18 protein-coding genes and 1 pseudogene are annotated in these 21,045 nt (G+C 42.1%); 6 read left to right on the top strand and 13 right to left on the bottom strand.

Annotation, left to right across the window (positions count from 1 at the left end; translation table 11 throughout):
• Nucleotides 1-5: 5 nt before the first annotated feature.
• From NST16_RS20075 to NST16_RS20085, 3 genes are all read right to left on the bottom strand, one after another.
• Complete coding sequence (locus tag NST16_RS20075) at nucleotides 6-782, bottom strand: DeoR/GlpR family DNA-binding transcription regulator (protein ID WP_168748938.1); 777 nt, start codon at nucleotides 780-782, stop codon at nucleotides 6-8.
• Between the two features lie 226 nt (nucleotides 783-1,008).
• A complete protein-coding gene (gene ssbB, locus NST16_RS20080; protein ID WP_010332166.1) occupies nucleotides 1,009-1,350 on the bottom strand; it encodes a single-stranded DNA-binding protein SsbB in 342 nt (113 codons plus the stop codon).
• A gap of 77 nt (nucleotides 1,351-1,427) precedes the next feature.
• Entirely contained in the window at nucleotides 1,428-1,811 is a 384-nt protein-coding gene (locus tag NST16_RS20085) for a hypothetical protein (protein ID WP_010332167.1), read from the bottom strand.
• Between the two features lie 196 nt (nucleotides 1,812-2,007).
• On the opposite strand from NST16_RS20085, the gene NST16_RS20090 reads away from it, so the two are divergent.
• Together NST16_RS20090 and blaOXA are read left to right on the top strand one after the other, a co-directional pair.
• Nucleotides 2,008-2,418 (top strand): YwpF-like family protein, encoded by a 411-nt coding sequence (locus NST16_RS20090; protein WP_010332168.1) that lies wholly within the window; start codon nucleotides 2,008-2,010, stop codon nucleotides 2,416-2,418.
• A gap of 53 nt (nucleotides 2,419-2,471) precedes the next feature.
• Nucleotides 2,472-3,275, top strand: a complete 804-nt coding sequence (gene blaOXA / locus NST16_RS20095) for a class D beta-lactamase (RefSeq protein WP_268471622.1) — start codon at nucleotides 2,472-2,474, stop codon at nucleotides 3,273-3,275.
• An 81-nt stretch (nucleotides 3,276-3,356) separates the two neighbouring features.
• On the opposite strand, the gene NST16_RS20100 is transcribed toward blaOXA, so the two are convergent.
• From NST16_RS20100 to NST16_RS20110, 3 genes are all read right to left on the bottom strand, one after another.
• The gene (locus tag NST16_RS20100; protein WP_326331453.1) at nucleotides 3,357-4,016 is read right to left on the bottom strand and encodes a class A sortase; all 660 of its coding nucleotides are present in this window, start codon (nucleotides 4,014-4,016) and stop codon (nucleotides 3,357-3,359) included.
• A gap of 83 nt (nucleotides 4,017-4,099) precedes the next feature.
• A complete protein-coding gene (locus NST16_RS20105) occupies nucleotides 4,100-10,081 on the bottom strand; it encodes a SpaA isopeptide-forming pilin-related protein (RefSeq protein ID WP_340888506.1) in 5,982 nt (1,993 codons plus the stop codon).
• Between the two features lie 334 nt (nucleotides 10,082-10,415).
• Nucleotides 10,416-11,492 (bottom strand): response regulator, encoded by a 1,077-nt coding sequence (locus NST16_RS20110; protein WP_340888507.1) that lies wholly within the window; start codon nucleotides 11,490-11,492, stop codon nucleotides 10,416-10,418.
• 803 nt (nucleotides 11,493-12,295) lie between these two features.
• Between NST16_RS20110 and NST16_RS20115 the strand changes: the two are divergent.
• Both NST16_RS20115 and NST16_RS20120 read left to right on the top strand, forming a co-directional pair.
• Nucleotides 12,296-13,558, top strand: a pseudogene (locus NST16_RS20115) (ATP-binding protein); the annotation flags it as partial.
• A gap of 228 nt (nucleotides 13,559-13,786) precedes the next feature.
• A complete protein-coding gene (locus tag NST16_RS20120; RefSeq protein WP_340888581.1) occupies nucleotides 13,787-14,767 on the top strand; it encodes a histidine kinase in 981 nt (326 codons plus the stop codon).
• A 60-nt stretch (nucleotides 14,768-14,827) separates the two neighbouring features.
• Here the strand turns inward: NST16_RS20120 and mscL are convergent, their stop codons facing one another.
• Nucleotides 14,828-15,220: a large conductance mechanosensitive channel protein MscL gene (mscL, locus tag NST16_RS20125; RefSeq protein WP_010332174.1), complete on the bottom strand. Its 393-nt coding sequence runs from the start codon at nucleotides 15,218-15,220 to the stop codon at nucleotides 14,828-14,830.
• Nucleotides 15,221-15,293: 73 nt separating this feature from the next.
• Nucleotides 15,294-15,719 (bottom strand): 3-hydroxyacyl-ACP dehydratase FabZ, encoded by a 426-nt coding sequence (gene fabZ, locus NST16_RS20130; protein WP_010332175.1) that lies wholly within the window; start codon nucleotides 15,717-15,719, stop codon nucleotides 15,294-15,296.
• Between the two features lie 193 nt (nucleotides 15,720-15,912).
• Here fabZ and NST16_RS20135 point away from each other — a divergent pair, with 193 nt between their 5' ends.
• Nucleotides 15,913-16,977 (top strand): response regulator aspartate phosphatase, encoded by a 1,065-nt coding sequence (locus tag NST16_RS20135; protein ID WP_340888508.1) that lies wholly within the window; start codon nucleotides 15,913-15,915, stop codon nucleotides 16,975-16,977.
• Nucleotides 16,978-16,998: 21 nt separating this feature from the next.
• On the opposite strand, the gene NST16_RS20140 is transcribed toward NST16_RS20135, so the two are convergent.
• From NST16_RS20140 to NST16_RS20160, 5 genes are all read right to left on the bottom strand, one after another.
• Nucleotides 16,999-17,808, bottom strand: coding sequence for a flagellar hook-basal body protein (locus NST16_RS20140; RefSeq protein WP_010332177.1), 810 nt, complete (start codon nucleotides 17,806-17,808; stop codon nucleotides 16,999-17,001).
• 32 nt (nucleotides 17,809-17,840) lie between these two features.
• Entirely contained in the window at nucleotides 17,841-18,653 is an 813-nt protein-coding gene (locus tag NST16_RS20145) for a flagellar hook-basal body protein (RefSeq protein WP_340888510.1), read from the bottom strand.
• A 159-nt stretch (nucleotides 18,654-18,812) separates the two neighbouring features.
• Nucleotides 18,813-19,814, bottom strand: coding sequence for a cell shape-determining protein Mbl (gene mbl, locus NST16_RS20150; protein ID WP_010332179.1), 1,002 nt, complete (start codon nucleotides 19,812-19,814; stop codon nucleotides 18,813-18,815).
• A 179-nt stretch (nucleotides 19,815-19,993) separates the two neighbouring features.
• Nucleotides 19,994-20,275: a sporulation transcriptional regulator SpoIIID gene (gene spoIIID / locus NST16_RS20155; protein ID WP_010332180.1), complete on the bottom strand. Its 282-nt coding sequence runs from the start codon at nucleotides 20,273-20,275 to the stop codon at nucleotides 19,994-19,996.
• A 14-nt stretch (nucleotides 20,276-20,289) separates the two neighbouring features.
• Nucleotides 20,290-20,400, bottom strand: a complete 111-nt coding sequence (locus NST16_RS20160) for a protein usd (RefSeq protein WP_081720816.1) — start codon at nucleotides 20,398-20,400, stop codon at nucleotides 20,290-20,292.
• A 222-nt stretch (nucleotides 20,401-20,622) separates the two neighbouring features.
• Between NST16_RS20160 and NST16_RS20165 the strand changes: the two genes are divergently transcribed.
• Nucleotides 20,623-21,036 carry a MarR family winged helix-turn-helix transcriptional regulator gene (locus NST16_RS20165; RefSeq protein ID WP_340888511.1) on the top strand — a complete coding sequence of 138 codons (414 nt, stop codon included), beginning with the start codon at nucleotides 20,623-20,625 and terminating at the stop codon, nucleotides 21,034-21,036.
• The last annotated feature ends 9 nt before the right edge of the window (nucleotides 21,037-21,045 follow it).

Here is a 21,045-nt window from a genome sequence, read left to right on the forward strand (position 1 = left end):
GTTGATCAGCCCTTTCTTTCATCTTGCTCTGTCACGAGAAGTTCGACGCCATTAAGATCAAGCAAGTCGCAAAACGCCTGATCAGGCAGCCGGTCTGTGATTAAGAGATCAATTTCACTCAGCTCAGCGTACTGATAAAAACCGGTGCTTCCCAGCTTTGAATAATCCGCAAGGGCGATCACCTGCTTCGCCTGCTGAATCATTTTTCGCTTCACCAGCCCATCTTCTTCATGGGCGATCGTAATGCCGTGTTCAGAAATGCCGACAACACCGATCAGCGCTTTATCGACGTGATAGCTTGAAAGCTTTTCAATCACAGAGGCGCCGTACAAAAAACGGTGCTCCTTTTCAAGCTTGCCTCCGAGAAGATAGATCTCAATACCACCTTTGTCTGAGAGCACTTCCGCTAGATTAATGGAGTTGGTGATAACCGTGCAGTCATCTGCATTTAAGTGTTTAGCGCACGCCTGAACGGTTGTAGACGCATCTAAAATAACCCGGTCGCCATTTTGGATCAGCGATGCTGCGAGTTTGCCAATCTTATTTTTTTCCTCGGACACTGTTTTCAGCCGGCCGGAATACCCTTGGATTTTCTGATGCACAGACGGCAGAATGGCGCCGCCTCTTGTGCGGATAATGGCATTCTGTTCCTCCAGCTTCACAAGATCCCGCCTTGCTGTATCTCTGGACACCTGAAGGAGCGTACAGATCTGCTCCGTTGTAATGCGGTTATGCTCTTTTAGATAATCCACAATCGCTACTAATCTTTCTTCTTGGTACACGCCCTCATTCCTTTTTATATGTCGTTATCTTTAAGCGATTATAAGTTTTTATATATGAACAATCAATATTTTTAAGTGAAATTAAGTAAAAATGCATCGTAAGAACCAATTTTTCCTAGAACAAACAGAAAGAAAAAACCAGTCTGGTCGACTGGTCAATTCAGAGGGGGTGATGCGAAGATAAGTAATCGTGAATGGAATATAAAGCGGGAGGAGCAGGGGTATGTCAATCGGCAGCTTTTTCCCGAGGTTTAGGATCCATAAAACGAACAGTGTCAGCCATCACTTCAGTTACATATACTTTGACACCTTCCGCATTTTCATAGCTCCTTGTCTGAATCCTTCCGCTTAGGCCGACGAGAGAGCCTTTTTGGCAATATAACGCCGTGTTTTCGGCCGTTTTTCTCCAAAGCGTGCAATTGACGTAATCCGCTTCAATATCCCCCGAAGCATTTTTGAAGCTTCGGTTAACCGCGATCGTAATGTGTGTGACTGCCGCGCCTGCGGAAGTGTATCGAAGCTCAGGGTCTTTTGTTAACCGTCCGACAAGCATGACCTGATTGAACATTGCGATTCCTCCTCTCCTTGCGGTTACACGTATTGTAGACGATGCATCGAGAAAAGAAAAACGCCTAAAATTGAATATCAGCCTCTGTTTTTATCTTTCGTTTTCATTTTTCCCTCAGCTAAAAACAGCTTATGTTTTTTCCCTCTAAAGAAATATGTATTTTTTAAAAACCGGAAAAACAATTTAGATGTCAGCCAATGCTGCGTATTCATACAGACATAAGAAGAGCCGTCCCATGCAAACCACTGAAAGCTGAGCTTCTTTTCCGGCAGCGACAGCTGGATTTTGTACTGTTCCATCCCATCGTAAGTTTCGTATAAAAAAATCATCCTCTCTTTCCTATAGAGATGAACCTCAAAAATATCTTTACGGCTTAACATATAAACTTCGCTCGTTGGAACCAAAGGCTGATCCGCCCGAGTGCCGTCAATATAAATTTCCTTTAAATGAAATCGATTCATACACACCTCTCCGTAATCCATAGTCAGTTACAGTATAATGAAATAGTCAGTTACAGTATAATGAAAAAATAGAAATTATTAAATGTTGTACCGAACAAAATAAATTGCCCCCAGCATTACAGCGTTTTCACGGAAAAATGAATATGTGTTATAATTCATTTTAAGAATTCTTTGTAAGTAAATGGGGTGAGATAAAATGAAAACCTTTAAACTGGTTGATCTGAACGTGGAACGAGTGGACAAGGAAGAAAAGTCAATTGAACAGTTTCCCCTTATTGACGGACTGATTATCAATAAAGAAGACGGCGAAAATCACTGGCTGATTGAAGCGCTTGTTCCGAAGGAGCACATGTCTTTTTTTGACCAGCTTCAAAAAAAGCAAGCTGAGGTCAAAGTATTTGTGACGATTACGAAAAAAAGCAACCGCCCCGCCCAGCTGACTGCAGCTGTGAAGAACATTGCTGAACTGGAAGAAAGCATTTCGGTTTTAATTTACGGACAAATGGTGACAAGAAAACAGCAAGGCACTGAAACCATTCTGGAATCTCTTGTGAAAGAGGGCTATACAGGAGCGAAGCTGATCGAAGCGTTTAAACAGAAGATATAAAAGAGAGTGGAAATCATCCCCTCTCTTATTTTACATGTGCTGAGGTGATAGGTATGAGTAAGCGTAAAATTCAAACGGTTTTATTATCACTTATCGGCGCGGCTGTCCTTCTAACATCGAGTTTGCAAACACCTAGAGAAGCTGATGCTGCCGAGAAGAGGCCCAATCTAAGGAAGATGAATGTCGATGAATTCTTCACTGATCACGACGGAACTTTTATCTTACGTGATCTAAAAAACGAAAAAACATTCATCTATGACAATCAACGCGCGAAACAAAGATTTGCGCCGCAATCCACTTTTAAAGTCCCAAACGCGCTCATTGGATTACAAACAGGCGCCGTTAAAGATGAATATGACATCAAATACTGGGACGGTGTAAAACGTGAGCTCGATATCTGGAATCAGGATCACACGCTCGGATCTGCCATGAGATACTCTGTTGTTTGGTATTATCAAGCGATGGCACGAGACATCGGAGAAGATCGAATGAAGGAATGGATTGATAAAATAGCTTATGGCAATCAAGATATCAGCGGCGGCATTGACCAATTTTGGCTGAGCAGCACGCTTAAGATTTCTCCTCTGGAACAGACTGACTTTATGGAAGCCTTATACAAAGAAAAACTGCCATTTGATAAAAGCGTAATGAAAACGGTGAAGCGGATGATGATTCAGGAGGATGAAGATCATTATACCCTTTATGGAAAAACCGGTTCAGGTTCAGGCATCGGCTGGTATGCAGGCTTTGTCAAAACTGAAAACGGAGTGTATAGTTTCGTGACGAACATTGATGGTACCGGCACAGAAGCGAAAAGCATGACAATGAACATATTAAACAAATATATTCTGTATTAGAATAAAGCCTGCCTTTTATCACAAGGCAGGCTTTTTCATTCTCCTATAATCAAATGAAAAATAAATGGTCTACACACATCTTCACATTCCGCTACTCGATCTGTCATTTGTATGACCGACAATCTCAATCAATTTCCCTTTCACTGCGAGACGTCCTTCGGTTTCCACAGCTTTGTCGCATGTGATTAATGTGATTTCCTTTTCTTTTGTATCCTGGATCACATCTGCATTTATTTCAGAAATATTTTTTATTGATGTCACAGAGTACATATAATCGTTTTTGAAATCTGTGATGACAATTTTGGCGCCTGTTTTTATGTTAGCCAGAGGTCCGAATAAAAGGCTCTTCCGCTTCAGGTGATGGCCTGCCAATGGATAGTTTCCCTCGCCCATTTTCTGATCCGGGCGCATTGTAGCCGCTCCGATCAGCAGGTTTTCATTGGTGGTTCCTTTTAATATGGGGAGCTCCAGATCCACACTTTCAATGGTGATCCGGCCGATTATGGCCTTCGGATCCCGATCGAAGCCCGCATTTATAGCTTCCTTTAGCGTGGGCGGCTGAATGGAATTGAAATCAAATTCTGCTTCTTTTTCATTATTTTCTTGCAGCTGCTTCACAGTCAATTCCGACTCATACTGGTTTTTGCTAAGGTAGGCGATGAGACTTCCTTTTATGAAAGGAGAAAAGATAAGCAGCAGGCCGGAAAGAATAAACACCGCTATGATTATCTTTTTATACATACTGTACATCCCTTTCTTTTGCGTCATGCTATGGTTTTAAAAAAGCACCTGATCAAATCTTCAATGATCAGGTGCCATCACATTTAAGCCTTTCTTTGTCTCTTTCTAGAGACATGAGCCATAGCTCCGCCTGCTAAGAGCAGCAGAATGCCGATCATAACCGGCACCGTACTGTCTGTATCACCGGTTTTTGGAAGGGAATTGTCTGTTTTGGTATGGCCAGCTGGATCATCGGCTTTTGGATGTGAATTGTCTGTTTTTACATGACCATCTGTGCCATCGGTTTTTGGATGCTGTCCATCTCCCTTCACATGTTTATCCGGTGTATCATTGCTCGGCGTTGGCGTTTTTAATTTCTGATTAGAAGCAACAACCTCAACAGGTTTTGACTGTCCTTTTTCAATTGTGAAATCGATTGGTGTTTCATCCAGTTTATAGCCATCGGGCGCCTTTGTTTCGATAAGCTGGTAGCGTCCCGGCGCAAGGCCTTTGATAGTGAAATGTCCATTTTGATTTGTTTTCCACAATTTAGGTAGATCTTTGTCGTAGCCGTCAGTTTTTACAGGCTTGCCGCTCGCGTCCAATAACTTGAATTCAGCACCCTCCAAAACGGCTTTTTTATCGTCTTGATCCACTTTTGTCAGTTTCACGTCGCCTGGTGTCAGTATGTTCTCTGCGGTGATTTCGACTGGCTTTGTTTCAGTATTGGTGATCTTGAACGATATTGGCGTTTTATTCAAACTGTAATTCGCAGGTGCTTTTGTTTCGATAAACTGATATTCTCCCGCTTTGAGACCGTGTACGATAATCTGTCCTTTGTCATCCGTGATGAGACCGGATTTCAAAACTTTGCCGTTGGCATCAGTCAGATTGAACTCCGCTCCTTGAAGAACTTTCTCTTTATCATGTTGATCTATTTTTGTAAGAACGACACGGTTCTCGATGTTGACAGCTGTTACTTCAACTTGTTCTGGTTGGCCTTCATGTTCAGCCTTAATGGTGAACGGCACCGGGCTTTCGGATAGGAGATATCCGTCTGGCGCCTGTTTTTCAACAAATTGATAGCTTCCCGGAGCCAAACCGTCAACCTCAATGTTGCCGCCTTCTTTTGAGACAAGGTCATCTCTTACTGTGTTTCCATTGTTGTCAACGATTTTGAAAATGGCACCGGCTACTCCTTTTTCATCTTGGTCTACTTTCGTTAATTGAACGGAGCCTTTATAGTTAATGGCTATCCCGGCATCAGCTGACTTTGGCTTTCCTTCTGCTGATTCGGAGATGGTGAACTCTTTTCTCTCAGTGTTCAGCACATATCCTTCAGGCGCTTTCGTTTCGACAAAGGCGTAGCGTCCAGGTACGAGACCTGAAGCTGTGATCTTTCCATCTTTATCCGAGGTCAGCTCTTCTTGAACCGTATTTCCTTTGTCATCGACAATCTTGAAGACGGCCCCTTCAAGTTTCTGCCCTTCAGCATCTTCCTTCACGAGCTGAACGGAGCCTTTATCGTTAACAGCTATCCCGGCATCAGTTATTTCCGGCTTTCCTTCTGCTGATTCAGAGATGGTAAACTCCTGTTTCTCAGTGTTTAATACATAACCCTCAGGCGCTTTCGTTTCGACAAAAGCGTAGCGTCCAGGTGCAAGGCCTGAAGCTGTGACCTTTCCATCCTTATCTGAGGTCAACTCTTCTTGAACCGTATTTCCTTCCTCATCGACAATCTTGAAAACAGCCCCTTCAAGTTTCTGCCCTTTGGCATTTTCCTTCACCAGCTGCACAGAACCTTTATAGTTAACGGCTGCTCCGGCATCAGCTGACTCCGGCTTTCCTTCTGCTGATTCGGAGATGGTAAACTCTTGTTTCTCGGTGTTTAATACGTATCCCTTAGGCGCTTTTGTTTCGACAAAGGCGTAGCGTCCCGGCGCAAGGCCTGAAGCCTCTACTTTTCCGTTTTTATCCGACGTCAGCTCTTCTTGAACCGTATTTCCTTCGTCATCGATAATCTTGAAGACCGCTCCTTCGAGTTTCTGGCCTGCGGCATCTTCCTTCGTTAAATAGGCCCTTCCTTGATAATTGACCATTTCTCCTAATTCTACGTCAGACACCTGATTCTTATCATTCTTTGCGATTGAGAAATGAATCGCTTTTGTATTCACGATAAACCCGGCAGGAGCTTTCGTTTCGGTGAGTCGGTAATAGCCCGCCGGCAAACCATTCATTTCGATTTTTCCGTTTTTGTCGCTTTTGATATCCGTTTCTATCAAAGTATAGGTGCCGTTGCCCGCCTTTTTCTCCAGCTTGAAAACAGCACCAGCTAAAGGATTTTTTTGTTCGTCTTTTTTGATAAGCGTCACCTTGTTCTGTTGATTTACGACTTTGTACAGCGCTCCTGTCTTGGATGAGTTGCTGTCTATCTTAACAGAGACTCCTTTTGCATAAGCATCGCTGATGGTATATCCGTCAGGCGCTTTTACTTCTTTTAATACGTAAGAGCCGTAGCGAATATTTCCGAATGTAAGCTTACCATCGGCCCCTGTTGTGCCGTTGCGCAGGAGCTGCTTGGCGTCTTCAGACCATAACTGAAACTCTGCTCCTTCAAGAGCTTTATCGTCCTCTCCTGTCTTTAAAATTGTCAGGCTTCCTTTTTCTCCAGATCCGGAACCGTCGCCGCTTGAAATGGCAACAAAGATCGAGCTGCTGTTTTCCTGAGTCTGCTCTTTCACATTTGTTCCTGAAATGGACACCTTATTTTTAACGTGGCCGTTCGTGCCGGCTATATTAATCAGAGACCGGTATTTGATCACATAGGCACGGTCAATTTGCTTATAGCTGCCTATGAATTGCAGGACAAACGATTGTTCACCTGTTGTATTGTCGGTTTTGATGTCTACCTTGTAGTCTTTGTCTTTTTGAAGCTCGACATCGCCCGCGGTCAGATTTCCGCTGCTGTCTTTGACCACTCCGTTTTCATCATATTTTGCTTGATATACTTTAAAAGACGCTGCATCTAGTATTTGATTATCATCTGGCGTGTCAGTAACTTTCACGTCATCCAGCGTTGATTGGCTAGAGTTGACGTTGATATTCCAATCGATGTGGTTTCCATTTTGTTTGCCGCCTTTGAAAACCAGGTTTCCTCCGTTCACAACCGAAACAGAACCCGTCAACGTGCGGTCTGCATACCCGTCATTATGGTATGTTGCCTTGTTTGTGTACTGATTCTGGTCAATGACCTTTCCTTTGAGCGATGTCTTAAACTCAATCAGGTATGGCACAGAATCGCTCGTTTTAAGGTGTACTGTCAGAGTGCGTTCATTTTTTTCTGAAGGCTCTTCGACCTCATACTTGGAAGGATCAAGGACGTCTCCTTCTGTGATGGAGCCGTTTTTATTGATCGTATAGCTCTTTACCACAACGGAACCCGGCACAAATTGCTGAGGATCTATTATGGCATCTTTTATATAAGGATTTTTTGTCGGTTCGCCATTATAATTGATGCCGACTTTCCACGTGATTTCCTTTGAAACTGCGTTATATGAACCGTTTTTGAAACCATTATTTGAAGTCTGATGATTCGGTGTAAAACCGCTTGATACCTTATTTGTGCGGTCATTGCCGTATTGATCAGTCCATGTTGAATGTGCTGTATTCTTGACGCTTTCGTTAGAATAATCAGCATTGAATGTTGTTGTGTAAGTGATCTTAAACTGACTGTCTGTTTTTTTGTAATCCCCGATCAATGCCAAAGTAAAGCCTTTATTGTCGGGTTTTTTTGTCAATGTGTAGTCTTTGTCTTTCTGCAACGTTTTGTTGTTCGTTGTGTCTTGAATCTTGAACGATTCATCAATCAGAACCAATCCGCCGCTTTCGAATTGGTCATCCAACGTCCAATTGTTCATCTCATATTTGTTTTTATTAATTGTAATCGTCCAATCAACCGTCTTCTTCTCATAATCAACGTTTGAATACCCTTTAATGAGGTTCTGCTGAATGGCTATTCCAGAGGCTTCTTTAGAATCCCCTGTTCCGGTCACCACGCTATTGGTGTATGTTGTCGATTTATCAATGATCACTCCGCTGTTGACCTTTGTTTGATATGTGATTTTGTAAGCGCTGGTAACGGTTTTATTAAATTTGATTTCAAATCCGCTTCCATTATCGATCAGCGTGTAATCCTCGCCTTCCTTTAAAGGCGTGCCCGCTTGCTCGCTGCCATTCTGTCCAAAGGTAATAGGAATAACCTTCAAGGAATCTTTTACGAGGTGCAAATCGCCAGTTCCAAAAGAATCCTTAATGCTGGCCTTGGATTGGTCGATCTGTTTCTCACCATAGTTGTATGAAAGAGCCCAGCTGAATGTTTGAGATTCTCCATCATATCCGGTCGATGATTTCGCGATCATTTTTCCATATTTGGCCGCAACAGTGGCTTCTGCAGAAATTGGTTCCAGATTGTCTCCGCTGAATGCCGCCTTGTTCGTCAGCGATATATTTCCGCCTTCACTCGGCTTTGCACTATTGTCAATGTCGGTTTCGTACACAAGGCGGTAGGCTGAATCAATTGTCCCATCAAATGTGACATTTCCTTTTGAATCAATGCTGTAGCCGGAAGAAACTTCATTTCCTTTGCTGACAGAACCATCAATGTTCACATTGAGTTCATACACTTTAACTGAACGGTAGGTTAAACCCTCTGGAAGGCTTTCCGTGAGTTTGGCATTCTTGACTTGATCTAACTTTTTATTGACATCGACCGTCCATGTTACTTTACCGGGGTTGATGCCTTTATCCAGTGCACCTGATTTATCAATGGTTTTACTCACATTTGGTTTAAAATAAACTGTTGTTTCAGGAGTATCAGAATTCACAGGGAATGGAATCTTCTGTGTTGTCGAACCCGTTATTTTTTTCTCATTGAACTGCGTATTGATAACCAATGTGCCTTTGACATTAGAACTTTCTTTTACCTCGCCGTTAAATGTCATCACCACATGTCCGTTCGTATCAATAGAAAATGTCCCGTATGTGGTGTCTCCGGCGCTTAACGGCAGGTTCACAATGTCATTATGCATAATAAATTCTTTAGGTAAATCAAATTCATATTTATCACCGGCATTGATTGTTTTTCCCAAATCGTCAGGAATGGCCCAATCAATTGCAATTTTCACCGGAGAATTCGTATCGGCACGATTGCCCTTGTCATATGGCTTTCCGTTTTCGTCCGTCAATGTCACGCCGGTTAAAAGATTTTGCGTGATTTGTTTTTCTTCAGTTTGCAAACTTCTGAAAGCTGATTGACTTGAGGATGACACTTTATTTGAATCTTTATCCTTTGAGGAATCACCGCTCTTAGAGTCGGCTGACGGTTGCTGTTCTTCCTCTTTTTGATCCTTGCTGACTGGAGGTGCAGATTTGTCATCTGTCTCTTTCTGATCACCATCAGTATCAGAAGGGTCGTTTTTTGGCTCTTCCTCCTCGGCATCTGGTGATTCATCTTTCTTAACAGGAATAATCACCTGCTGGGTTTTGCCTCCCCCTAGTTGAAAAAGGGCTGCTACTGTATGTTCATCGTCTTTGGCATCTGCAGCAAACGCGGCTGACAGTGTAATGGTCCCCTTGGCATTCGGAGAATCCGCGAATCCAGTTGTTAATTTTACCGTCATGGTGCTGCTGCCCGCCGGCACTTGATAGCTGCCGATGACCTGATCAGCAGATTTGATTTCACCTTCTGCACCTTTATCAAATGTAAAGTTTTTAGGGATCTCCACATTGATATCCTGTTCACTATCTGTTTCTACATCTTTTTTCAATGACCATTCATATGTCAGTGTCACTTCATCCCCCGGCGTTAATGCCGGTTCGTTTCCTTTTGATCCGTCTACAATCTGGTTCTTGCCGTCCTTGACAGTCACCGAATCGAAGAATTGGCTGTCACTTGACGGTACATCCACAGCCTGTGCGGTAAGAGTATAGCTGGCGATCTGACTGAAGAAGAAAAAGATGGCAAGGCTTATGATCATAACGATCCGCCCGCTTTTTTTCAGCCCTAAGGGAAAACTCCTCGTTCTCAACTTTTCATTCCTCCCTTTCATATCTATTTTTCACTTGCCGATTGATACATGAGACCATAAAACCATGTTCCATCCCCCACAATTAAACTACTAATGCCGAATGAGTTTTAAAACTAAGATTTGCCATCCGAACCAAACTACATTGTATGAAATGGAACTATACAATTTCTGTACAACAAAAAATCATGTATGATTCAAGTGAAATGGATATAATTGGAGATTCGAAGTTTCAGACATATGGCGAGGGCCTTCCCTTTAGATGACATGTACAAAAAAACCAGTGTGCATCGAAAGGCAATCGACACTCACTGGTTTGGATAAGTTTTCTGCTTCTTTAATTAATCTGATCTTTCATTTGTTTGTAGCGCTGATATTCCTTTATCGCATCTTCTACCTTCCCGTTTTTGTTAAATATCTGCATTTTGTATTGCATAATTTTGTGATCGAAAGGTTCAATTTTCTCAACCTGCAGACAAATGTCCATCGCTTGACTGTAGTTCATTTCATGCATGAAAAAATCAATCAATTCATATGCCTTGCCGATCCACAGTTGGGCAAGACGCGTTTTTTCCGGTTCTGCCCACAAGTAGCCGTACTCCATAAAGTAATGGTTTTCGTATGACATTAACATATCCATGTGCTGGTGTAAGGTAGATGTATTAAGCGGCGGAGCCTCTTTTAGTGACCTTTCCCATTCAACAACATCAATTTTTACTCCTGAAAAACGAAGAATATACCCTGTTTCGGTTTTCTCGATTGATTGGCCGAAAGGAACCTGGCCGATTAATTTCCGGATTTGGTAAATGGTTGAGTAAAGCTGGGTGCTTGCTTTTGAAACATCATAGTTGGGCCAAAAAAGGTCGATTAAAAGGTCTTTACTGACGACACGTCCTTGATTTTGAAGTAAAAAAGCATAGATTTCACGCGCCTTGGACGTTCTCCATTTGACCGGTATGTTTGTCTTGACACTATTTAAGGTTTGATAAAACTGCAGGCTTCCAAAACATTGAATGAAATAATGCGCCTCGGTATTTTCTGCAGGTGCCCTGAGCTTGTTATTCGTTCTGATACGTTCAACTGTTGTCTCAAGCCGCTTGTAAATGACAGGCTTCAGCAAATAATCAATGGCATTCAGCTCAAACGCTTTGATAGCAAACTCATTATAAGCCGTGATAAAAATAACTTGGACGTTTTCATTCTGCGCTTGAATCGCTTCAGCAAGCTCAATGCCATTAATTCCGGGCATTTCAATATCAAGAAACACCGCATCTATAGCAAGGATCGCCGCATGCTCCAGAGCTTCAATCGGATCTTGAAATGCCGTAATAGATTGAAAGGCGTTTGTCCGTTCAAGCATATTCTTAAAATGAAGCAATGCCAGATGCTCATCATCAACAATTAACGCGTTCAAAAACACATCCCACCCTATATGTAAAATCGAGATATTAGTAAATATCTTCTATTATATCATGCCAAATAGCCCCTTTAATTGGATTCTTTTTCTTTCTATTGTAGCTTTTGAAAGTTTACATTTACAATATTTATAAAAAATAGGAATGTAGAATGAACCTATTAAAAAGGAGCATTGTTATGAAAGAAAAATTTATTTTCATTTCGATTATTTTCGGTTATGCCGCTTTGTTTATGGCTTTTATAGCGATTGACCATCTTTCTGGATCAACACTTCCTGAAGCAAAGCATGGGGTCATGAACTTGGAGAACTGGGATTTTCAGAAGGATGGGAATGTACAGCTGAACGGAAAGTGGACATTATATCCAAATCAGATTTTATCGCCAAAAGAGATTGCTTCAGCAAAAGGAAAAGATCCCCTCTTCGTTGATGTCCCCAGTAATGTGAAGCTGGCCAAGCAAGGTATCAACGTGGATTACGGAACGTACAAGCTGACGATCAAATCAAAGCTAGACAATCAGGTTTTCGGGGTCAGCACGTCGTTTATTTACAGTGCAAATCGCAGCTATTTTAATGGACAAGTCATAGGCCAAAGCGGCAGCCCCTCAAATAAACCTGATTTTACAGCACAAAACAGACCGTATACGAGCTTTTTCCCGCTTCACAAGGGTGATAATGAACTTGTCGTACAGTTTTCGAACTTCGGAAAAACGCCGGGGTGGGGAATCGCAAAGCCGATTACCTTTGGAACTCAGGACCAAATAGTGCGTGAAAACAAAATTTCCTTTCTTAATGATACGGTCATGATTACAGCATTTTTCATTACCGGATTATATTTTCTGGGCTTTTACCTGCAAAGAAAAAAGGATAAACATTTGCTGTTTTTTTCTGTTATGTGTCTTCTGTTTTCATTCATTATTCTGATGATCGGAAAAGAGCGGATTATATTCCTCCTCTTTCCGTCCATTTCATTTTCATTGTTAAATTCAATGAGGGCAATCTCAACTGTGTTTGTCAGTATAGCGGTTTTTCTCTATCTCTATTTTGCTTACAGAGAGATTGTGTCAAAACGTTTTATGCTCATAGCCACTGTTTCTTGCGGGCTGGTCTTGATCATAGATTTTTTAACCGTTGGGTTTATCGGCCACTCCTCATACATACTACATTCCGTGCTAGCCGTTTCGACCCTGGTTTATATCACATATATTTTTACGATCGCAGCGATCCGCAAAATGGAAGGAAGCCTGTATCTGACAATCGCTTCTATATCAATGAGTGCTTTTGTCATTTTAACGACCATCTCCGCTTACACAGGAAAAACGGCTTTTTCTTTTAATTCGATCTACTCATTGCCGACAGTCATTGCGTTGCTGGCGATTGTTCTTCTCATGGCACAGCAATTTGCCGGCGCATTCCGCGAAAATGAAGTGCTGTCGTGGAAATTACTCAGGGTTGACCGGCTGAAGGATGAGTTTATAGCGAAGACATCGCATGAATTTAAAACTCCGCTGAACAGCATTATTAATATATGCCAAACGTTGCTGGCCGGCAAAGGAAAAAGAACGATAGAAGAAGAGAAAGAAAACATGCAGCTTGTTATCCGCATGGGCTACAGGCTGTCCAATCTGGTGAATGACATCCTGGATTTAGAAAAAATAAAGCAAGGCATGCTTCAGATTCACCCGGTGCCTGTTGATATTTATGCTTTAGTTTGTTCGGAAATGAATTTCTATAATCTCTTATCGAGACATAAAAACTTAAATATGATGAATCATATTCCAGACGACCTTCCTTTAGTGCTCGCAGATGAAAACCGCTTCCGCCAAATATTAACCAATTTAGTAGACAATGCAATCAAGTATACAGCGGAGGGCCAAATCACACTTTCTGCTTCAAAACTGAACGATAACATGATCAAGGTGACAGTTACGGATACCGGAAGCGGCATTTCCGAAGCCGATCGCCAAACCATCTTTGAGTCTTTTCAGCAAGCAGAAATGAATAAAGACGACGGAGCCGGTCTTGGCCTCAGTATTGTCAAACAGCTGGTCCAGCTCCAAAACGGGGACATTTGGGTTGAATCAGAAGAGGGAAAAGGGTCGGCATTCCATTTCACATTGCCCATTGTCCATCATGAATCTGTGCCTGAAACCAAAACAAGTCTTCCAGAATTACAATCCGGGCTAGAGATGTCAGGTATCTCTTTAAGCACGCCCTATTACTCTGAGAAAATTAACGCTCCAACCATTCTGATTGTCGATGATAACATTGACAGTTTAAAAATTTTAAGCGATATGCTTGAAGGCGTGCCCTACAATGTAATTGCTGCAAAAAACGGAACGGAAGCATTAGAAGTGGTTTCTTGCACGAAGCTTGATTTGGTGATTCTGGACTTGATGATGCCGGATATGACTGGTTTCGAAGTCTGTACGAAAATTCGTGAACGATTCAGTATGGTTGATCTTCCGGTTCTGATCATTACAGCAGCCATCATCGGCCACGACAAATACAAGGCTTTTCATGCCGGAGCGAATGACATCTTGCAAAAACCTTATCATTACTCTGAATTTATGGCGCGTATCAAAAACCTGATTATGATGAAACATACAGCAAACCAAGCGACAAATATGGAGATGGCATTTCTGCAGTCGCAAATCAAACCACACTTTCTCTACAATGTGTTAAACACAATTATTTCACTCAGTCATTTGGATATTGAAAAAGCGCGAGAGATAACAGCTGAATTTACTAACTATTTAAGAATGAGTTTTGATTTCCAAAATACATCAGCTATCAGTTCATTCAGAAACGAGCTTTCTATTATCAATTCCTATCTCTCCATAGAAAAGACGCGCTTCGGCGATCGGCTGGACATTCTTTTCGATATAGACAAAGACATTGACTTCATCCTTCCGCCTTTAATGATTCAGCCATTGGTGGAAAATGCAGTCCATCATGGCGTCAGCAAGAAAAGAGGCGGTGGATGGGTGAAGCTGACCGTAAAAAAACAAAGCATGAACGAGTATTACGTCGAAGTTGAAGATAACGGTGTTGGCATTGCGCCGGAAAAACAAAAGGATATCCTGTCTCAAGACTTCGATCGCAGCGTCGGACTCAAAAATATCAACCAGCGGCTCAAGCATTTTTGCGGCAGTGAATTGAACATCCGCAGCATCCCGGATGCCGGCACAGCTGTTTCGATGGTCATACACATTACTGAAACAACAGATTCTCCTAAATTTATAAGTACGTCTCCGGATGCAGAGGAACAATAAAGAATACGGTAATCCTTGACCTATAAAAAAAGACTGCCGCATTCCAGCGACAGTCTTTTTTTATTCTGGAGATCTTGTCTGCTGCTTCAGCAAGTCCCTGATTTCTTTCAATAACTCTTCTTGCGCATCCGCCGCTTCCTCCTCGGCCTCTTCTTCCGCTTCTTTCTTGCGCCTCAATTGATTCAAAGTCCGAATCATAATAAAAATAGAGAACGATATGATCAAGAAATTCACAATGGTTTGAATGAAGCTGCCGTATTTGACGACCGCATCACCGAATGTAAATGACAGTCCCGAAAAATCAAGCCCGCCCAGAAGCAAGCCAACTAAAGGCATAATGATATCATTAACGAGCGATGTTACGATCTTACCGAACGCGCCCCCTATGACAACACCAATCGCAAGGTCAACAATGTTCCCGCGCATGGCAAAGGTCTTAAACTCTTTCCACATTACAATCACCTGCTTTTTTTGTTTTGAAAGAAAAAAAGACAAATGTGCCGCTGCCCATCTGTCTTTTTTTCACTTACTCGCCAAGGGCAAAAGTCAGTTCCACTTCGCAAACCACTTCGCCGTCAACTTTGGCAACGCCTTTTCCGCGCCCGATTGTGCCTCGCGCACGAATGATCTCAACCTCAAGGTGAAGCTGGTCACCAGGTTTCACTTGTTTTTTAAACCGGCAATTGTCAATGCCGGCAAAGAAAGCCAATCTGCCTCGGTTTTCTTCTTTAATCAGCATGGCAACAGCGCCGACTTGGGCAAGTGCCTCTACGATTAATACGCCGGGCATAACCGGATACTGAGGAAAATGGCCGTTAAAAAATTCTTCATTTGCGGTTACATTTTTATATCCTGCGGCCCGTTTGCCCTCTTCAACTTCCGTAATCCGGTCTACGAGCAAAAACGGATAACGGTGAGGAATAATTTCTTTAATTTGCTGAGTATCAAGCATTCTCTTGACATCTCCTTCATCTGCGTTAGTATGTATAGCAATCATTTATGATCCAATCTGTACATTTGAAAAGTATATTATGAATGAATCTCTTTTTCAACCTGCACCCAAAGTGTAACCAACTGTCAATGAGAGCCGTCAAAAGTTGTGATATGATAATTATAGATTTTACCATTAGCAAAGAGGTAGGAAAATGATTTCAAAGTTTATAGAAAAAAGAATGCAAAAAATGTTAGACGAGTGGTATACCGCTATTGGCAAACGCAAAATGGATGACGCAGCAGCACTTAAAGAGGAAATCGATCAGAACCTTCCGAAGCTTAAAAGGAACACAAAACTTTGGATGCGTTATCAATTGTTCCTCGCACGGCATCAGCTGCTTTATGAAAACCAGGACGGTCTGGATTCATTATTCCATGATTTATATGAACAGGAAGAAAAAATGGATGATGAATTGAAATATTATCTGCACTTTTTCTCAGGATTATATGAAATGGTAAAAACCGCTCCGAAGCATGCGGTGAATGGTTTTAAAAAAGCTGAGCAGCACCTGCACGCGATTCAAAACTCATTTGAAGCCGCTGACTTTTATTATCAAACCGCCGGCGCCTATTACTTGATGAAATCACCGCCGCTTTCCATCCAATATGTTGAAAAAGCTTTAAATATCTACTTGCATCAATTCGGCTATGTAAAAAAGGTGATCAGCTGCAAACTGCTGCTCGCTGTAAACTATATTGATCAAGAACGCTATGATGAGGCTGAACAGCTTTTCAAAGAAATCATCAAGAAAACCCAGCAGTTAAATGACGATAACCTGCTGTGCCATGCTTATTATAATTTGGGCTTTTTAAAAGCAACCGAAAAAAAAGACCATGAAGCACTTCTATACTTTAAAAAGGTATTGAAGAATCATGAATTTGAAACCAATTCTCCAGTATCCTATCTTCACTGTGTGTATGAATCCGTCAGAGCCCTTTTTAAAACAGAAAAGATCTCAGAAGGAAAAGCGGTTTTGCAAAAAGGAAAAGAATTATCTGAAAAAGTAAACATTCAAACAATTCAATTGAAATTAAAAACACTTGAAGCGCTCTATACGTCTGCTGAAGATCCTTATGATACCTTGCTTGAATATGTGCTTGAACTTGAAAAAATTGAAGCTTGGGTGGATTTAGAGGTGCTGTTGGAGGACATCACGGAATACTACAAAAAAAAGGACGATTTCGAAAAAGCCGCCTTTTTTATACTGCGCGGCTGATTGAAAACGCCCCTCTCTCTATTATCTGACAGAATTAATCAAACCGAGCATCTGATCACCCATTGTGATCGTTCTGCTGTTCAGCTGATAAGAACGCTGAGACGTAATCAAATCTGTCATTTGTTTAGAAATATCCACATTTGACATTTCAAGTGCACCCTGCTGCATGCCGATGTTTTGTCTGTTTGCGCCATTCAGCTCTTCAAAGGCTGCCGCATTATCAATGGAGAAAAGATTATTTCCTTCGGATTTCAGCTCTTGAGGATTGTTCACTTGGATAACTCCGAGATTAAACCGCTGTACTGTATTCCCGTTAGATGCGGTTAAGGTCCCGTTATCATTGACCGTAATTTTTTTCATTGAGCTGTCTATGTTTACTGCATTGCCGTTTTCATCAAGCACGGGATGACCGTTGCCTGTCACGAGCTGAAGCTGGTTGGCATTATCAGCTGAAGGCGACAAATAAAGCGCCCCGTCCCTCGTATACTGGCGATTGCCATTCACGTTAACCTGCAGGTATTGGTAAGGAGACGTAAAGGCGATATCCAGATCGCGCTCCGTCTTCTGAATGCTTCCTTGATCAGATACAAGCCGTGAATTCATCATCGCTCCGACGCCAAGGCGCAAGCCGGGCGGCGTTTTGCGGGATTGTGCCACTTCTTCGTTTTTTTCATCAACCTGATCGAATTGCTGTCTGACGAGCTCAGAGAAATTCGTATCCTTAGCCTTATAGCCGGTTGTGTTGCTGTTGGAAAGGTTGCTGCTGATTGTGTCAATCTGCTGCTGCAGCTGGTTTAAGGTGGTTGATGCCGTTAGCATTGACCTAAGCATAGTTGATGTCCCCCGTTTTTTCTTCCTTTATCTTATATTTTTCCGATTTCATTGGCTGCTTTGTCCATACTTTTGTCATAAGCTTGAATGACCTTCTGGTTTGCTTCAAACGATCTGTACGCTTCAGTCATTTCTGTATAGGCGCTCGTCACATCAACATTCGAAAGCTCAGAAACGCCTTGTTTTAATGAATAAGATACTTGGTTATTGCCAGCCGCGCTCGGCAGGTCATTTCCGTCAGCCGTGCTGTACAAATCATTGCCATCTTTTTTTAGATTTCTGACATCCTCTGCCATTCTGACATCAATCTGTCCGGCTGTTCGTCCGTTCGCAGTAACAGTACCGTTTTCAGACACGGTGAAATTTTCATTTTCGACCGTAATCGGCTGTCCTGTCGTTGATAAAATGGTATTTCCGTTAATCGTCAGCTGATTATTCTCATTTAAAGAAAACGTGCTGCTTTTTGAATAACGGACCCCATTCTCCGTTTGAACCGGATAAAAAAGGGCGGCACTTTCATTTGTTTCCGCATGAACCGGAACTTGATTTTCAACCAATGTGATGTCTGTAGGCTGATCCGTCGACTTGAGGCTTCCCTGTGTAAAAAGAGGCTTAAGCTCCTGCATATAGACACCGGTATTAACGGAACCGATTTCTGTTTTCGATGTGCCAGCCGGAGATTTTGATTCAATTCTGCTAAGAAGCATCTCAGGGAACGCGCGCAGCGAGCCTTGGTCTGCTTTATATCCGGATGTATTTGCGTTTGCGATATTATTAGAAAGCATTTCCGTTCTGCGCTCTTGGGCAATCATTGCGGATGTTGCGGTATATAATCCTTTTAACAAGTTTTCCACCTCTAAAATGGCATTTTTTCCAGTTGTCACATAGGAACATTCGTTCTATAATATAAATCAGTATTTTATCCTATTATCGGCATTTCCCATCAATTCGTGAAGAGTTTTCATAAAAAAACCCCATTCTTTTTCAGAATGAGGTTTGAGTGATCAGCTTAGTTTGCGTTTAGGAAGCTTGTCCATATTATCAAGCATAACACCTGTTCCGACTGCCACACAATCCATTGGATTTTCAGCGACAAGCACCGGAACCTTCAGCTCTTCAGCGAGCAGCTGGTCGAGGCCGTTTAAGAGCGCGCCTCCGCCGGTAATGATAACGCCGCGATCAATGATATCAGCGGACAGTTCAGGCGGTGTTCTTTCAAGCACTTGTTTCGCAGCCTGCACAATAACAGCTACAGATTCACGAAGGGCTTCTTCTACTTCTTTGCTGTTTACTGTAATTGTTCTTGGAAGACCGGAAACCATGTCCCGTCCGCGAATGGAAATTTCTTCGTGACGTGCGTCTGGGAAAACTGTTGCGACTTTAATCTTAATATCTTCCGCAGTACGTTCGCCGATCAGCAGCTTGTACTCGCGTTTGATGTAATTTAAGATTTCCATGTCAAACTTGTCCCCAGCCATTTTAATAGAAGAGGAGGTGACAATATCGCCCATTGAGATGACTGCGATATCCGTCGTCCCGCCTCCGATGTCTACAACCATGTTACCGCTCGGCTGGAATATTTCCATACCCGCGCCAATAGCGGCAACTTTCGGTTCTTCTTCAAGGTACACATGTTTACCGCCGCTTTTTTCAGCAGCTTCTTTGATGGCTTTTTGCTCAACTGATGTAATATTCGTCGGGCAGCAAATAAGCATGCGCGGTTTTGAGAACAGGCCTTTTACGTTCAGCTTGTTAATAAAATGTTTCAGCATTGCTTCTGTTACTTCAAAGTCAGCAATAACTCCGTCTTTCAGCGGGCGAATCGCAACAATATTCCCAGGTGTACGTCCAACCATTCGTCTTGCCTCTTCGCCAACCGCCAGCACTTTGCCGCTGTTTTTATCAAGTGCAACTACGGAAGGTTCATTCAGAACAATTCCTTTACCTTTAACATGGATCAGTACATTTGCAGTACCGAGGTCAATACCAATATCCCTTGCAAACATCTATTTATATCCTCCTTGAAAATCTGTTTCACAGTAAATATCCACATTGTGCCCTAATTATATATATTATCATAAAATATAGAAAAAAAGTTGGAAGCACATTAAGTTCTTTACAAATTTTTGCGGATGATCTACAAACGATTTCCGGAAGACAATGCAGGCTGATTTGCCCTGGGTGATTATGGCTGGCGAACGGGCTCTCCTTCGAGAATTTCATCCTTTTTATACTTGAGTTTTGTTGCTTCTCCTCCTCGTAAATGCCTGATGGATTTATGATAATCGAGTATTTCTTTCACTTCGTTTGCCAAGTCAGGATTGATTTCAGGCAGACGCTCTGTTAAATCCTTGTGTACTGTACTTTTGGAAACACCAAATTCCTTCGCAATGACACGAACGGTTTTCTTTGTCTCCACGATGTACTTTCCTATCTTGATTGTTCGCTCTTTGATGTAATCGTGCACACCACTCGACCTCCCTAAAATGGATGTGAGAAGTGTGAAATGAGATCCGTATTCTGTAAAGAGTCATTCATTATGCAGCTTCTTTGTTGTATGATTTTACAAGTAAGTTTGTGAAATATGCCCACGATCCCTCACCTCAAACACTCTCTTTGTTAGGTTTGTAACAGTGTATTAGCATTCTTTTGGGAATATGCTAAAAACTCAATAAGGACAAGGGGTGAAACGAATTTTTCGGCTTCCGCTAACTATTTCGCGTCACTAAACTTTTATCTTTACATCCGTTCATCGCTCCTGTAAAATGAAAAAGCAATTAGTTACTTAGGTAAGTTTTTTAGAAGGAGACCGAAATGACCTACGTCAACAGACACCTCATTCATCAAATCAACCAAAGCGCCCGCCTGATTGCCAAAAAAGCCAATGAACAGCTGGAGCCATTCGGCCTTTACTCATCTCAATGGTCAGTTTTATATTGTTTGCGTACGATCGGACCAATGACTCAAAAGGAGATTTGGTCCTATTTAAATGTGGAAGCCCCGACCGTAACCCGGACGATCAAACGCCTTGAAGAAAACGGCTGGGTACAGAGACGGCAAGGTGAAGACAAACGGGAAAAACTCGTTGTCCTCACAAAAGAAGCAGAGAAGAAATACGAAGAAATCAATGTGAAAATGCTTAAATTTGAGGAAGAACTGCTCGCAGATTTCCGTGATGAAGATAAAGAAGCGTTTTCTCTTCTATTTCGTTTGTTTTTACAACATTGAAAATAAGGA

It is taken from the genome of Bacillus sp. FSL K6-1005 (genome assembly GCF_038000225.1).
Classification (GTDB): domain Bacteria; phylum Bacillota; class Bacilli; order Bacillales; family Bacillaceae; genus Bacillus; species Bacillus mojavensis.